At 64.2% G+C, this 15,222-nt stretch carries 16 protein-coding genes; 3 read left to right on the forward strand and 13 right to left on the reverse strand.

The window, feature by feature from the left end; translation table 11 throughout:
* Positions 1-118: 118 nt before the first annotated feature.
* The 13 genes from ACLL97_RS07235 to ruvB form a co-directional block, all read right to left on the reverse strand.
* A complete protein-coding gene (locus ACLL97_RS07235) occupies positions 119-946 on the reverse strand; it encodes a prolipoprotein diacylglyceryl transferase (protein WP_411279801.1) in 828 nt (275 codons plus the stop codon).
* Positions 947-1,006: 60 nt separating this feature from the next.
* Positions 1,007-2,080 carry a tRNA (adenosine(37)-N6)-threonylcarbamoyltransferase complex transferase subunit TsaD gene (gene tsaD, locus ACLL97_RS07240; RefSeq protein ID WP_411279802.1) on the reverse strand — a complete coding sequence of 358 codons (1,074 nt, stop codon included), beginning with the start codon at positions 2,078-2,080 and terminating at the stop codon, positions 1,007-1,009.
* Between the two features lie 96 nt (positions 2,081-2,176).
* Complete coding sequence (locus ACLL97_RS07245) at positions 2,177-2,728, reverse strand: peroxiredoxin family protein (RefSeq protein WP_411279803.1); 552 nt, start codon at positions 2,726-2,728, stop codon at positions 2,177-2,179.
* Positions 2,725-3,390, reverse strand: coding sequence for a ribulose-phosphate 3-epimerase (gene rpe, locus ACLL97_RS07250; protein ID WP_411279804.1), 666 nt, complete (start codon positions 3,388-3,390; stop codon positions 2,725-2,727). The genes ACLL97_RS07245 and rpe overlap by 4 nt, the downstream gene beginning before the upstream one ends.
* A complete protein-coding gene (locus ACLL97_RS07255) occupies positions 3,387-3,950 on the reverse strand; it encodes a PASTA domain-containing protein (RefSeq protein WP_411279805.1) in 564 nt (187 codons plus the stop codon). The genes rpe and ACLL97_RS07255 overlap by 4 nt, the downstream gene beginning before the upstream one ends.
* Positions 3,950-5,293, reverse strand: a complete 1,344-nt coding sequence (gene rsmB, locus ACLL97_RS07260; RefSeq protein ID WP_411279806.1) for a 16S rRNA (cytosine(967)-C(5))-methyltransferase RsmB — start codon at positions 5,291-5,293, stop codon at positions 3,950-3,952. Before rsmB ends, ACLL97_RS07255 begins: the two co-directional genes overlap by 1 nt.
* A 7-nt stretch (positions 5,294-5,300) precedes the next feature.
* The gene (fmt, locus tag ACLL97_RS07265) at positions 5,301-6,266 is read right to left on the reverse strand and encodes a methionyl-tRNA formyltransferase (protein WP_411279807.1); all 966 of its coding nucleotides are present in this window, start codon (positions 6,264-6,266) and stop codon (positions 5,301-5,303) included.
* Positions 6,267-6,284: 18 nt separating this feature from the next.
* Positions 6,285-6,851 (reverse strand): peptide deformylase, encoded by a 567-nt coding sequence (def, locus tag ACLL97_RS07270; protein ID WP_411279808.1) that lies wholly within the window; start codon positions 6,849-6,851, stop codon positions 6,285-6,287.
* A gap of 7 nt (positions 6,852-6,858) precedes the next feature.
* On the reverse strand, positions 6,859-7,209 hold the full coding sequence (gene yajC / locus ACLL97_RS07275) for a preprotein translocase subunit YajC (RefSeq protein ID WP_411279809.1): 351 nt from the start codon (positions 7,207-7,209) through the stop codon (positions 6,859-6,861).
* Positions 7,206-8,357, reverse strand: coding sequence for a tRNA guanosine(34) transglycosylase Tgt (gene tgt, locus ACLL97_RS07280; RefSeq protein WP_411279810.1), 1,152 nt, complete (start codon positions 8,355-8,357; stop codon positions 7,206-7,208). The genes yajC and tgt overlap by 4 nt, the downstream gene beginning before the upstream one ends.
* A 164-nt stretch (positions 8,358-8,521) precedes the next feature.
* Positions 8,522-9,583 (reverse strand): tRNA preQ1(34) S-adenosylmethionine ribosyltransferase-isomerase QueA, encoded by a 1,062-nt coding sequence (gene queA, locus ACLL97_RS07285; protein WP_411279811.1) that lies wholly within the window; start codon positions 9,581-9,583, stop codon positions 8,522-8,524.
* A 71-nt stretch (positions 9,584-9,654) separates the two neighbouring features.
* A complete protein-coding gene (locus ACLL97_RS07290) occupies positions 9,655-11,916 on the reverse strand; it encodes a GWxTD domain-containing protein (protein ID WP_411279812.1) in 2,262 nt (753 codons plus the stop codon).
* A gap of 19 nt (positions 11,917-11,935) precedes the next feature.
* Positions 11,936-12,964 (reverse strand): Holliday junction branch migration DNA helicase RuvB, encoded by a 1,029-nt coding sequence (ruvB, locus tag ACLL97_RS07295; protein ID WP_411279813.1) that lies wholly within the window; start codon positions 12,962-12,964, stop codon positions 11,936-11,938.
* Positions 12,965-13,143: 179 nt separating this feature from the next.
* Between ruvB and ACLL97_RS07300 the strand changes: the two genes are divergently transcribed.
* The 3 genes from ACLL97_RS07300 to ACLL97_RS07310 form a co-directional block, all read left to right on the forward strand.
* Entirely contained in the window at positions 13,144-13,695 is a 552-nt protein-coding gene (locus tag ACLL97_RS07300; protein WP_411279814.1) for a DUF3299 domain-containing protein, read from the forward strand.
* Positions 13,692-14,438, forward strand: coding sequence for an ABC transporter ATP-binding protein (locus tag ACLL97_RS07305; RefSeq protein WP_411279815.1), 747 nt, complete (start codon positions 13,692-13,694; stop codon positions 14,436-14,438). The genes ACLL97_RS07300 and ACLL97_RS07305 overlap by 4 nt, the downstream gene beginning before the upstream one ends.
* Positions 14,435-15,222, forward strand: a 788-nt coding sequence (locus ACLL97_RS07310; RefSeq protein ID WP_411279816.1) for an ABC transporter permease, incomplete at its 3' end; no start/stop codon positions are given. The genes ACLL97_RS07305 and ACLL97_RS07310, both read left to right, overlap by 4 nt.

Genomic DNA, 15,222 nt, shown 5'->3' on the forward strand with positions numbered 1-15,222 from the left:
CTGTAGGCTAGGCTGTAAGCTGTTGGCTAGGCTGTAAGCTGCAGGCTCGCTGGGGGGGGACTCTCGGCTCTCCCTCCCCCGTCCGGGAGCCGAAGCGCCCAACCTTACAAAAAACGAGTTACCTCGCGGCCAGCGAAACTCCCGGCTTTCTCCGTGCGGCCATCATCGCGATTCCGATCATCAGAATCGCGATACCGATGATCTGCGCCGTTGAAAAACCCATCACCATCCGGTCATCCTTGGCGCGAAAGAACTCCACAATGAACCGCTCGATGCCGGCCAGCACGCAATACATCCCGAACAGCCAGCCCGGCAAATGCGCATGCTTCCGGAAACGCCACAGAATCGCAAACATCACGAATCCCATGATCGTCTCGTAAAGCTGCGTCGGATACACCGCGATCACGTCCGACGGGTTGGTACCCGCGGGGAACTGGACACCGAACTGTTGCGACATCACCGCCGCCGTGCTCGGCGGCGCGCCCTCGGGAAACTGCGTCGCGAAGAACCCGTTGAATGGACGGCCATAGTCGTCGCCTACTGCCCAGCATCCCGTGCGTCCGACTGAGTAGCCAGCCGCGATGCCGATCCCGGCCACGTCGGCAATTTTCAGGAAACTCAGCTTCTTGTACTTGATCGTGGCATAGCAGAGCGCGACGGAACCAATGAAGCCGCCCCAGAACACGAAGCCGCCGCGGCTGAAGAAAGCCGAGGGATCGCCCGTCAGGATCACGTAATAAGTCTTCGCCCCAACCAGCGTGCCGATCAACGCCGCGAGGACAATGTCAGGCATCGCCTCCGCTTCGGCGTCGTGTCCGCGGCGCCAGAACTCGCGCTGGCAGACGATCTGCGCGATCACGAACGCCATGAGAACGGCGAGTCCGAATCCGGTCAGTTCGAGGAAGCCGAACTTGAAGACCGTAGGGTGGTGGATGATAGGCGACAATCGAGTACGGAGTAGGGAGTCGGGAGTACGGGGGAGTCGGAGTACGGAGTACGACGGCGCTTACGAAAAGATACCGGGAATCGGCAACGACGCGTGCGCCGTCATGGTTGGATCAGCCCGCTCGCCCGCTTCGAACCGGAAAAGCCCGGCGGCGGCGATCATCGCTGCGTTGTCGGTGGCCAGCCGTGGCATTGGCGCGAACACGGTGCCGCGTGGTGCTACCCGCTGGCCAATTGCGTCCTGGAGCGCGCGATTGCAGGCTACGCCGCCGCCCAGTACCACCCGCGTGCGACGATGCTGGCGAGTCGCCCGCGCCACTTTTTCGGCGAGCGTCTCGATCAGCGCGTCCTGGAAGCCGCGCGCAATGCTGGCCCGTTGCTCGTTCAGCACCCCGGCTTGTCCCGCGTCACGCACCGCGTACAGCGCGGCGGTTTTGAGACCACTGAACGAGCAGTCGTAATAGTCGTCATCGCCCGGCTCGGCCGACTTCCGCAACATCGGGCGCGCGAAGCGATGCGTGTGTGCGTGCGTGGGCGAGTCCGCCTCGCGCGCCAACTCCTCGAGCAAACGACCACCAGGATAGGGCAGCCCAAGCAGCTTCGCGACCTTGTCGAACGCTTCACCGGCCGCATCGTCGCGCGTTTGACCGAGCAGGCGATAGCGGCCCCACGCCTCGACGTCGAGCAGCAAGGTGTGTCCTCCGCTCACCAGCAGCGCAGTGAACGGCGGTTTGGCTTCTGGGTGCTCGAGGAGCGTCGCGAACAGGTGGCCTTCGAGATGATGCACCGGCACGACGGGAGTGTTGTGCGTGAAGCCGAGTGCCTTGGCGTAACTGGTGCCCACCAGTAATGCACCCACCAGTCCCGGCGCGTGCGTGACGGCGATCGCGTCGATATCATCGAGAGAAACGTTGGCGTCGGCCAACGCCGTACGCACGGCCGGCACGATGCCGGTGAGATGCTGTCGACTCGCGATTTCCGGCACGACACCGCCGAACAGGCGATGCACGTCCTGCGACAGAATCACCAGCGATTCGAGACGCATCTCGGTGGGCGTTCCGTACACGACGGCCGCCGAGGTTTCGTCGCACGACGTCTCGATGCCGAGCACGCGGCGCGGGGCGACGTCAGACATGGACCGCGTGCACGTAGAGCCAGAGCGCAATAGCCAGCACGATGGCGGAGAGCGCCCGCACCACGTTCGGCCACGCCACGCGAGTGACCTGACCCACTACGGCTTTGGTTCGGCCAGCAGCGACGAGAGCAGCCGCTGATTGCCTTCCGAATTCCAGTCTTCGGCGCCGATCCACTTCTTGCGGATCACGCCGTCGCGTCCGATCACGAACGTCTCCGGCACGCCCGTGGTGCGATAGATCGACTGAATTGACCCGGCGGGATCGTGCAACATCTCGAACGTGAGATTGAACTCCTTCGCGAAGTTTCGGATCTTTTGTTCGGCGCCTTCATCATCGATGCTGACGGCGACCACTTTGAGCCCCTTCGGGCCGAGCGCCTGATGCACGGCCTCAATGCTGGGCATCTCGGTGCGGCACGGAATGCACCAGGTGGCCCAGATATTGAGCAAGACAACGTCGCCGCGATAGTCGGTGAGCGTCTTCATGGCCGGCGTGCCCGTGAGTGTCTTGGCCGCGAAGCCGGGCGCGTCGGAGCCCACTGAAACGCTGGTGAGCTCGTCCTTCAGGAAATGCGATGCCCCGAACGCGCCGCCTACCAAGACGGCCACAATACCCATCACAACGAGCCACTGTTGTTTAGCGGTCATACCTGCTCCACGCAAAGGTTGCGCAACACGGCGATCTCCGCCTGGGGATCCTTGGCGCCGAAGATGGCGTTGCCGGCCACGAAAGTATCGGCGCCGGCTTCCCAGCACCGATGAATGGTGTCGCGCGAAATCCCGCCGTCCACTTGTAGCGCGGCAGTGCTGTCGGCTTGGTCGAGCAGAAGACGGGCGCGCGCGATCTTGTCGATCGAATACTCGATGAACTGCTGTCCGCCGTACCCCGGATTGACGCTCATGATGAGCACCAGATCCACCATGTGCGCGACTTCTTCGATCATGGACAACGGCGTGGCTGGATTGAGTGCGACGCCCGCTTTACAGCCCAGCGACTTGATGCGCGCGAGCTGACGGTCGAGATGCGGCGCGGCTTCAGCGTGAATGGTGAGCACATCGGCGCCTGCTTTCACGTAGTCGTCGAAATAGTTCTCTGGCTCGACAACCATGAGGTGCACGTCGATCACCTTCGAACTGGACCGACGAGCGGCCTCGATCACCTTCAGGCCGAACGACAGGCTCGGCACGAAGCGACCGTCCATCACGTCGACGTGAATCCAGTCGGCACCGCCGGCGTCGCACATGGCGATCTCGTCGCCGAGTTTGCGGAAGTCGGCGCTGAGCACGGAGGGTGCGATACGAACGGTCATGGAGCCGGATCGAGCTGAGGGGGCAAGAGCGTGTCGGCGGGGGAGCGTCCGTCGCTGATCACGAGTGATACCGTGCCGCTGGCGGCAAGCAGGCTGCCGGCGGGCGGCGTCGTGGCGAGCACGATACCGGCCGGACTGGTGCTGGCGCGGAACTGCACATCGCCCACGAGCAGCCCGGCTTCGAGCAGCTTGTCGCGGGCCGGGCCTTCTTCGAGTCCGACCACATCGGGAACGGGCAGCAGCGCGTTTTCCTTCGCAGCGCTGTCGGCCGACTGAATCGCTTGCGACGCGCTGTCGGCCTGTCGCTTCGATTCCTGATCGCGTTCGGCGGCGGTCGGCTCGGGGATCGTGCCACGCGCGATGCTGTCGAGAACCGCCTGCACGGAATCCACGGCGTTGGCGCGCCCGGGTTCGAGCGTTCGCACGGTGACCACGCCGCCAGCACCGCCGATGATCAGACCGGCCAACGCCGCGACCGCTCCGCGAATGAGCCAGGTACGCGTTGCCTTGGACATCGGCCCGCGCGGGGCGCGTGTGCCGGGCTGTTTCGCGGCGGCCACTAGGCCGTTCTCCGCAAGCGCGCCGCGAAGGCGCCGTCGGTGCCGTGCTGCTGCGGCAACACGCGGAGGAGTCCGTGGTCCAACACGGAGTCAGGTACCGTGCCCGCCGGCGGTGGTTCCAACGTGAATTCCTTGTGCGTGGCGAGGAACGACTCGATCTGGTCGTCGTTCTCTTCGAGTTCGAGCGAGCAGGTGCTGTACACCAGCAAGCCGCCCGGCTTCACCATCGCGGCGGCGGCCAGCAAGATTTCGCGCTGCAGCGCCGGCAACACCGCGAAATCGGACACGCGCAGACGCCAGCGCGCGTCGGGATGCCGGCGGAAGGTGCCGGTGCCGGTACAGGGGACGTCGATCACCACCACATCGGCTTCGCCGATGGCCGGATGACGCGCATCACAGACGATCGGGATGAGGTTGGTGGCATCGAGACGTCCGAATCCGGTGAGCATGCGTTCCACGCGGGCCATCTTGGCGTCGGCCGCGACAACCAGCCGCGCGCGACGCGAGAGTTCGAGCGCCTTGCCACCGGGCGCCGCGCAAAGATCGATCACTACACTGCCGTCGGGCACATCGGCGTACTGCGCCACGAGTGTGGCGGCCGGATCCTGCACGAAGAACAGGCCCTGCTTGAACGCGCCGAGTTCGGTGAGGGCAACGCCTGGGCCGAGCCGGATCGAGTCGGGCACCAGCGGTACCTCGTGCGTGGTCACGCCGGCGCCGGTGAGCATCCCGTCGAGCTGCTCGCGGTTCACGCCGTATGGGCGCACGGAAATCGATGCCGGCTCATTGTTCACGGCCAGCAAGCGCTCGGTGTCCTCCATGCCCCACCGATCGGCCCACCGCGCGATTACCCAGCGCGGATGCGAATACTGCTGCGCGAGCGCTTCCAACGGTTCGTCCGGTACGGGCGGCTCGATCGTATCGCGCTCGCGATCAATGCGACGCAGCACGGCGTTCACGAGCTTGCTGGCGCCGATGCCATGACGACGCTTGGTGAGTTCGACCGTCTGTCCGATCGCCGCGTAGGCCGGTACGCTGCCCATGCTCAGTAGCTGGTACGCCCCGAGACGCAACAGATCGGTGACGTCGACATCGATTTTCGCGATACCTCCACGCACGCGTTCGGCCAGCATCGCATCGAGGCGGTTGCGCGTACGCAGCATGCCCCAGAGCAGCTCCTGCACCCAGCGACGGTCGCGCGCATCCAGCGGCGCGACGTAGCGTTCGAAGGCGGCGTCGAGCATCGCGCCGTTGCGTAGGTCGGCCAGCACCATGGCCGCGGCGGCGCGTGAGTCGGTCACGCCTGGCATGCTGAGCAGCTTCTTTGTGACGACAACCATCATAACGTTCTCACGCGGGCTCGAGCAGGTCGCCCACCGACACGCCACGGCCGCGCGCCAACGAGGCCGCGGTCATGCGCGGCTTGCCGCTGGGCTGGACATCCATGAATCGCACGGCGCCTTCGCCGCAGCGGACCAGCAGCCCGTTGTCGTCGGCCGAGCGCACGGTGCCCGGTGGGCTCGCCAAAGTGGGCTCGTCGAGATCATCGTTCGTGCCATCGCCGACCACGCGCACGCTGAACAGCTTCGTCTCCACCCCGCGCAGACTGGCAAACGCCCCCGGTCGCGGATCGAAGGCGCGCGTGGCGCGTGAGACGCGCTCCGCCGACCAGGTGAAGTCGAGGCGGGCCATATCGCGATCAATCTTCGAGGCGTAGGTCGACTGTGCGTCGTCTTGCGCCACGGGTCGTACGACCTGCGCATCGATCATGGCGAGCGCCTGCACGATGGCCAGCGCACCGAGCTCCGACAGCCGGTCGTGGAGCTCGCCGTAGCTCTCGTCGGATGCGATCGGGGTGCGCAGCACGTGCAGCATGTCGCCGGCGTCGAGCGCGGGCACCATCTGCATGATCGTGATGCCCGTTTCCGTCAGGCCTTCGAGAATGGCCGCCTGAATCGGCGCCGCGCCGCGGAGAGCGGGGAGGACGGACCCGTGAATGTTGAGCGTGCCGAGGGCGGGCAAGTCGATCACCGCCTTGGGCAGAATGCGTCCGTAGGCCACGACTACCGAGACATCGGGCGCGAGCGCACGTATGGCGTCGAGGAATTCGTCGCCACGCGGCTTCTCGGGCTGCAGCACCGGAATGCCTTCTTCGAGCGCCACGCGTTTCACCGGGGACGGATCGAGCTGCGTGCGCGAACGGCCGCGCGGTTTGTCGGGCTGCGTGACAACGCCGACCACGTCATGCCCTTCGCCAATCAGCGCGCGGAGCGGCGGAACGGCGAAATCGGGAGTGCCCCAGAAGAGAATGCGCACGAGTGGGGCGGTCTCCGGTTATGTCTTCGTGATCGGTGTGGTGGCGTCGCGCTCTTTCGGCAGATCGCCGACGGGGAGCACGCGCAGGAGCTTCGGGTACTTCGCCTTCTCGTACTCCCACTCGCGCATCGCGGCGCGGCGCTTGAGCAGACTGAGACGATCGGTAAACAAGCGGCCATGCAGGTGATCGATTTCGTGCTGCAGGCACCGTCCTAAGAGCTCGCTTCCTTCGACTTCATACCAAACGCCGTCGATGTCCTGAGCCCGCACGATAACGCGCGAGAACCGGTCTACATCAGCGTACACTTCGGGAAGCGAGAGACAGCCTTCTTCGCCGCGCACCGAGCCTTCTTTTAAAATGATCTCGGGGTTGATGACGACCAGTCGTGTCTCATCCACCTCGACCACTGCCAGCCGTTCACGACGCCCGACCTGCGGCGCTGCGAGTCCGACTCCCTTCGCCTTGTCCATCGTGTCGAACATATCGTCCACCAGCCGCCGCAACTCTGGCGTGACCTGCTCGACGCGTTCTGTGTCCTGGCGGAGGATCGGCGAACCCAGGACGTGAATATCGAGCAACGACACGGAAACCTCAGGCCGCCGGGGTGGAGGAGCCGACGCGCGAAATGCGGCCCCGCTCGACGATCACCTTCGACTCGCCGGTCTTGATCGTAATGCGATCTTCCATGCTCACGGCGCCGTCCTTGCCGAGTGCGGCGATGTGGACCACTTCGCCGACAAGTCCGCCGGCGGTGACGATCTCATCACCCTTCTTCAGTGCTTCAACGAGCGTATTGTGCGCCTTCCGCTGCCGCTGCTGCGGGCGGATGAGCACGAAGTAGAAGATCGCGAAGATCGCGCCATACATGAAAATCATGGAAGCGATCTGACTGTTGCCACCCAACTGCAGGGCGGCGAGGCTGGCAAGGACGGAGAAGCTCATGAAGACATCGATCGTGAGTGATAGCGGGCGAGCCAGTCACGGCTCCAGCCCTGAAACGTGCCGGCCTGAACGGCGGCCCGTGCGTCGCGCATCAGCGCAACAAGGAAATGTACATTGTGGAGGCTCAGGAGGCGCAGTCCGAGGATCTCCTCCGATACGAAAAGGTGCCGGATATAGGCCTTGGAGAAGCGAGTACAGGCCGAACAGGTGCACTCGTCGTCCAGTGGGGACGGGTCGAGGCGCCAGGCCGCGTTCTTGATGCTCCGGCGGCCCGTGGTCGTGAAAAACGCGCCGGTCCGCCCCATTCTCGTTGGAGCGACGCAGTCGAACAGGTCGACCCCCCGTGCCACGCCCTCTACCAGATCCTCCGGGAAGCCGACGCCCATGAGGTAGCGGGGACGGTCGGTGGGAAGCGCCTCGTTGACCACGTCCAGCATCGCGTACATGTCGGGCTTGGCCTCACCCACGGACAGTCCGCCGATTCCCAGACCGGCCCAGTCTGCGGTGTTCCGGATGGCGGTGGCCGATTCCCGACGCAGATCGGCGTGAATGCCGCCCTGCACGATGGGAAAGAGCGCCTGCACCGGGGTGGGGGCATCGGGGTCTTCCCGAAGCAGTCGGTCGAACTCCACCTGGCAGCGCTCGAGCCAGCGGATGCTGCGCTCCATGGCCTCCCGCGCCAGCCCCGCCTCGGTCTGACCGGGGACCACATGATCGAACTGCATGATCACGTCGGCGCCCAGATTGCGCTCGATCCGCATGACCGATTCGGGGGTGAACTGCTGCCGCGATCCATCGAGGTGGCTGCGGAACTCGACCCCCTGTTCCGTGATCTTGCGCAGCCCCTCCAGCGAAAACACCTGAAAGCCACCGGAATCGGTGAGGATCGGGCCATCCCAATGCATGAAGCGGTGGAGGCCGCCCATGGTGCGGATCATCTCGTCACCGGGCCGCAGGCGCAGATGATACGCATTGGCCAGGATCATCGTCGCGCCGAGGCGCTGCAGATCCTCGGGGTCGAGCGCCTTCACCGAGGCGAGCGTACCGACCGGCATGAACTGCGGCGTAGTCATCACGCCATGCGGCGTCGTGAACTGGCCGGCGCGGGCGAGGCCGTCGGTGGAATCGAGACGAAAGGAGAAGGTCACATTGGCAATCTAGTAGCGGTCGCGAAGGGGCTTCGCGGGAGGAAGGAACGTCGGCGGGATCGTTGGAACTGATGACACAGCGGAAAGGAGAAAAAGAGAACTACTGATCTCCTTTTCTCCTTGTCTCATTTTCTCTGTGTGATCAGGACTTCAATGTTGCAAATCTAAATAATGCACATCGCGTCGCCGTACGAATAGAATCGATAGTGCTCGGCCACCGCCGTACGATACGCCTGCATCGTGAGGTCGTAGCCGGCGAAGGCCGCCACGAGCATGATGAGGGTGGACTTCGGCAGGTGGAAGTTGGTGACGAGATGATCGATGCCACGCAGCGTTGCCGGCGGACGCAGGAAGATGCTCGTCTCGCCACGATACGGATGAATCGTGCCGTGTAGGTCGGTGGCGGTTTCCAGGGTGCGCACACTGGTGGTCCCGATCGCCCACACACGGTTGCCGCGGGCGCGCACGGCGTTCAGTTGCTGCGCCGTGTCGCTGGTGATCTCGCACCATTCCTCGTGCATCACGTGCTGCGACGGATCTTCGTCGCTCACGGGGCGGAAGGTGCCAGCGCCGACGTGCAGCACGATGTTGGCCATTTCGACGCCGCGTGTGCGCAGCGTGTCGAGCAGGTCGGGTGTGAAGTGCAACCCCGCGGTAGGGGCCGCGACCGAGCCGACCGTCTCGGCGTATACCGTTTGATACCGCGCGATATCGCCCGATTCGTCGGCGCGCTCGATATACGGCGGGAGCGGCACATGACCGTACTTCTCGATCGTGCCGGCCACGTCGCCATTCGTGTGCAAACGAACAATGCGCGTACGACGCGGAGTCGTGTCGACGATCTCGACGCGGAAGTCGGGGGCGATCGTGACGACGCGTCCCGGCCGGAGTTTCCCGCCCGGGTGGATCATCGCTTCGTAGTGGTCGTCGTTGACCGGACGGAGCAACAGGATCTCGGCCGGTCCGCCGCTCTCACGATGTCCCAGCAGTCGCGCGCGGAACACCTTGGTGGTGTTCACCACGATCGCGTCACCGGCGGGAATCAACTCGGCAATATCGCGAAACGTGCGATGCGTGATGCTGCTGTCGCGTCGATCGACCACCAGTAAACGGCTCGCATCGCGCGGCTCAACGGGACGCTGCGCGATGCGCTCCTCGGGGAGCTCGTAGTCATAGTCGGACGTACGGGTGCCTTTGTGGGGCGACGCGTCGACGAAGTCAGGCATTGCGGTCATGGAAGCGCAGAAAGACAATCGAATCGGCGCTACAACGCAACAGGTCGGCGTGTTTTAATCTCTCAGCGTATTCGGAATTCGGTGTTACGAGCCGTTTTCTTCTGATTCGAGAGGTCTGTGACCTCGACTTGCAGTCGGTAGCCGCCGGACGGCGCCTGCGTCATGTCGAGCGAGAGATACTCAACAAGCACGGGGAGCGCGCCGCCCTGTCGGTCGAACGAGATCGTAAAGCGATCGCGCGACTGCTGCGCACGGCCCACGGCCTGTCCGAGATTGTCGAGTACGCGCATCGCGAAGCCCGTGACGCCGTCGCGGTCGGCGCGTTCCACCGTGATGGCCACACGATACTTGGTCATTCCATCGCGCGGTATGAGATCGTACATCTCCCAGAGCAATCCGACCGAGCTGTTGCGCGCAAAGCTGCCGGCGTTCGGCGTGATGGCGATATCCCGCCACCGCGAGGGGAGCGCGATACCGCTACGCAGTTCCGGCTTGCTGCCGAGCAACACATCGCTCATGCCGAAGCCCACGTTTGTCGTGGGATCGAGGCGGGTCATTGCGCGGGCGCCCCGCTTGCTGTCGGCCTGCAATGCTTCGACACGCACGACATTGATGCCGGGGCCGAGGCGTCGTGACCACACGCGGTCGAGTGGTGCGTTGCTGCTGTCCCGCGAGAAGGTAAGCTGATCGGACTCCAGTCCGCGGACTTTGACGTACTGGTCGAAGATCCGCAGGTCGATGTCGACGGGGACCCGGTCGAGGGCGTTGGAGCGTACGAGCGAGTCGATCGGCACCCGGGCTGCGATCACGGCATCGCTGGAGTCGGCACCCGAGCGGAAGCGCGCGATACGGATCGGAATCGTGTCGAGCAATCGCGTGGCGGGCACGTTGGCGAATGACACGGGCACGGCGTCGCGCAGCCCCTCGACGTAATTACGATCGAACATCGACACTCGCCCTGTGGCGAATCCGGGCTGGAGGTCGAAGAAGAATGTGAGCTTACTGTGGTAGTCCCAAACCAACGTGACTCCACCATCCAATCGCGTTCGGCTATCGGTCGTGCTTCCCGGAATCGTCATCTCGAAATCCGGTGGCCCATAGCGCACGTACACATCACCGCGGTCGGTGTCGGCACCGCGCAGCTCGATTTCATCGATCGTCCAGCGGAAATCGGCGAACACGACCCGCGCCAGGAACTCGAGACGGAATTCATTCTCCTGGGTAAGCGCGAGCGGATCGCTCATCATCCAGAACATCGCTTCGAGTCCTTCGCGCTGCGATGTCGGCAGCTTGGACCAACTCGCCGAGTCGCTAATCTGCCCCGCCGCGTCTTTGCGCGCACGGGGCCGCATGATGCGCACCAGATTCTTGAGACGATTCGCTTCTGTCTCGTCCATCAGCACAAAGGCGCTGTCGAACGCTCTGGTCGCGCCTTTTTCATTTGCTACTCGATGGTACGCGAGACCCAGCGCCAGCTGGGCCTGATAGTCGAGCGGAAACTGTCCCGCACGCAATGCGGCGACGGTGGCCAGATCCTGCCACTTCTTGCGTTCCGCGTAGGCCATGTACAGATGCCGGCTATAGCGGAGATTGCTGGAGTCGGCCCCCACGGCGCGCGCGAACAGTTGGAGCGCAGAAGCATGATCGTTATCGCCGGTTGGCGGCTCGATCTTGCTGGCGATCGAATTGACGTAGTCTCGTGCGTTGTTGCGATTCCAATTGTTGTTGCTTCCCAGCTGCACTTTTGACATGCCGCTCGGCAGCCCACGATTCGCCAGCGCATCGTAGCTGCGCCAAGCGGCCATGCCCGCCATATCGGCCGCCTCGGCCATCAGGAGCCGCTCGCCCGAGCGTTCGGCGGCTGTCATGCCGTCGCGCGCCTGTCCGCTCGAGGCGAAACGCATGGTGGACACGCCCGACTGGATGTTGAATCGGCTCAGGCTGAGCCAGTAACGTGCGCTATCTGGTGCGAGCCTGGTGGCAAGGCGCAGCGACGTATCGGCGGCGATCAACAGGCGGATCTTCTTCTGATCCTTCATGAAGTTCGGATCGCGCGCGCTGCGGGCTTGATTCCAGAACAGCAGGCCGAGCTGGTGCCACGCCGCGGCGTTTCGCTTGTCGCGGCGTACCACTGAATCGAGCAGCGCGACCGCGCGGGCGGTGTCGCCATTCGCGGCAATGGAATCGGCGACCTGCGCCACGGAGAGTCGCGGAGCGATCGGTTGCGCCGTGAGCTCGGAGGCGGTGAGCATGGGCGCCGCGAGCGATGCGGGCAAGAGCAATACGAGTGCGAGCCGCATGGCTGGCACTAAGGTGCGGGACATTGTGATCATTGCCTAGAGCTTAGAACAGGGTGGGTTGTTCAAAGGCACCAATGGGAGGAACATAGCCAAGATGGCGATAGGCATGCGCCGTGGCAATACGTCCGCGCGGAGAGCGCTGAAGAAAGCCATGCTGCACCAGGAACGGTTCATAGACCTCTTCGATGGTTCCGGGATCCTCGCCAATCGCTGCCGCAATCGTCCCGAGCCCGACCGGGCCCCCGTCGAATTTCTCGATGATCGTCTTGAGGAGACGCGCATCCATGTCGTCAAGCCCGAAGTGGTCCACGTTGTTCAACTCGAGCGCGGCCTGCGCGACCTCGAGCGTGATGCGCCCATCGGCACACACCTGCGCGTAATCGCGCACACGGCGCAACAATCGGTTGGCCACGCGCGGGGTGCCTCGCGAACGCTTGGCAATCTCATGCGCGCCGCGCGGGTCCATTTCCACTTTCAACACTTCTCCGGTACGACGCACGATCACTTCGAGTTCGTCCACCGGATAGAAGCCCAGCTGCTGCACGATGCCGAAACGTGCGCGCAGCGGTGCGGTGAGCATGCCCAGCCGCGTCGTGGCGCCGACGAGCGTGAACTTTTCGATGTTCATCGTCACCGTTTGCGCCTTGGGGCCATCGGACAGTCGGATGTCGATCCGGTAGTCTTCCATCGCCGGATAGAGAAACTCCTCGATGATCGGGCGCATCCGGTGAATCTCGTCGATGAACAACACGTCGCCCTCACGCAAATTGGTGAGAGGGCCGACGAGATCGGCCGGCTTTTCGAGCGCGGGGCCGGAGGTCGTGGTGAGGTTGACGCCCAGCTCGCGGGCCATCAAATCGGCGAGCGTGGTTTTCCCGAGTCCCGGCGGCCCGAAAAAGAGCGTGTGGTCGAGCGGTTCCTTCCGCGCGCGCGCCGCCGCGATGGCAATGCCGAGGCTGTCCTTCACCTTTTTCTGGCCGATGAACTCGACCAGGCGTTGAGGGCGTAGGGACAGCTCGACGACACTCTCATCGGCGAGGGCTTCCGGCGTGGTGATTTCGGCGCGGCTCATGACGGAGAATATACCGTGCCGACTGGGCACGAGCCGTCGGTCGAGGGGTACTGTTGTGGACAGCGGTGGCCATCCAGCTTCCGCCATCTCAGCGTTCCCGCCCGGATTGCGTAAATTTCCGGGAGTGACCCGCGACGCCGTCGTGTGGGCTCCCGTTCGTCCTGCTCCCAGGATTCGCCATGTCCCGTCGTTCACCTGTGCTTTCGCTGGTCGGCATGTCCGTCGTGTTGTTCGCCACAACGGCGTTCACGACGCCTTCGTCTACCGCGCCTGCCCGCCCGTTGCCCGCCACGCCACCGGCTCGCGCCGCGGCTCTTCCCGCCGCGCGCACGACGACGGCGCCCAAGGCGCTCGTAGAAGAGGCCGTGAATATCGATTGGCGTGTGTTGGCCGGCCTCGACTACACCAACGGCAAGTCGACCGACACGCTGAAGAAGCTCGAAGGCAAGCTGGTCAGGATCCCGGGCTTTGTGGTGCCGCTCGACGACTTCCAGGAAGAGGGCGCCGAATTCTTACTGGTGCCGTATTACGGCGCCTGCGTGCACACCCCGCCGCCGCCGCCGAATCAAATCGTCATGGTCGAGATGGGCGGCAAGAAGGCGGTCAAGCTCAACCTGTTCGATGCCGTCTGGATGTCGGGTCGCCTCAAGATCTCCTCAGTGGAGAGCCCGTACGGCACCGTGGGTTACCAGTTGGAAGGACTCAAGGTCGAGCCCTACTCGTCGAAATGAGTCAGGGGGCCACAGGCGCAGCTCTCGCCGGTGCGGTTCCCAACGGGACGCCGGCGGTCGAGCTGTCCGCGGTACGTTTTTCGTACAAGAAGGGACGGGACGTCTTGGCGATCGACTCGCTGACGATCGCCCGCGGCGAGACGGTATTTCTGCACGGGCCGAGTGGCAGTGGCAAGACCACGCTCCTCGGCCTTCTTGCCGGCGTATTGCAGGCGACCAGTGGCAGTGTGCGCGTGCTTGGGCAGGATTTCTCAACCATGTCGGGCGGGGCGCGCGATGCGTTTCGGGCGCGCCATCTCGGTTACGTGTTCCAGATGTTCAACCTCATCCCGTATCTCCCGGTACGGGAGAACATCCTGCTCCCCGTTCGACTCGAACCGGCGCGTCGGGCGCGACTTGGTGACCGCTCGCTCGACGACGCGGTGCGCGACATCGCGTCGCAACTCGATATCGCCCAGTACCTCGATTCGCCGATTGCTGAACTGAGTGTTGGCCAACAACAGCGTGTTGCCGCTGCCCGAGCGCTCATGGGAAGCCCCGAGGTCGTGATTGCCGACGAACCCACCAGCGCGCTCGACACCGATCGACGCGAACGATTTCTCAAGCTGTTGTTCGCGTCCTGCGAGAAGGCCAACGCCACCCTCGTGTTCGTAAGCCACGACCATACGCTGATGCCGCTATTCTCGCGCACCGTGGAGCTGATGGAGATCAATCGCGCAGCCACCGTCGGAGCGGACGCATGATGTTGCTGCGCTTGGCACTCACGTCGTTGCGCAGCCGACTGCTCACCACGTCGCTCACCGTAGCCTCGATTGCGCTGAGCGTGACGCTGCTGGTCGGCATCGAGAATGTGCGGGCCGGCGTGCGTGACAGCTTCGCCGGTACGATTCGCGGTGTCGATTTGATCGTCGGCGCACGCGGTGGCACGCTGCAGCTGTTACTCAGCGCCGTGTTCGGTATCGGCTCGCCGTCCGGCTCGGTAAAGCTGTCTACGATGGCGCGCTGGAAGGCGCATCCCGCGGTCAAGTGGGTCGTGCCGTACTCCCTCGGCGACAGTCATCGCGGCTTCCGCGTGGTCGGTACGACACCAGAGTTCTACGAGCGCTATCGCTTCCGAAAAGATGGACGGATCGTGTTCATGTCCGGACGCGCGGCGGTGGCCGATACGGAAGTCGTGATCGGCAGTGATGTGGCCGAGAAGCTTGGCTATACCATTGGTTCGCCGGTAGTCGTGGTGCACGGACTCCGCGATATCGGCACGTCGAGTCACGAGGCGCACCCGTTCCATGTTGTCGGGATTCTCGGGCGCACGTTCACGCCGATCGATCGGTCGGTGTACGTGACGCTGGAGGGCATTGAGGCTATGCACGAGCGGGAGAGTGCGATCGCGGGGGCGTCGATGGCGTCGGCGGAGGGAGCAGGGGGGAGGGTTTCAGGGGGGAGGGGGCAGGGGGAAGCGGCGCAGGCGGGGCCTTCGGCGGCCGCGGAACAACGCGCGAAAGGCGCTCGGGCGGCGGCCATTGTGGC

It is taken from the genome of Gemmatimonas sp. (genome assembly GCF_046594945.1).
Taxonomy (GTDB): domain Bacteria; phylum Gemmatimonadota; class Gemmatimonadetes; order Gemmatimonadales; family Gemmatimonadaceae; genus Gemmatimonas.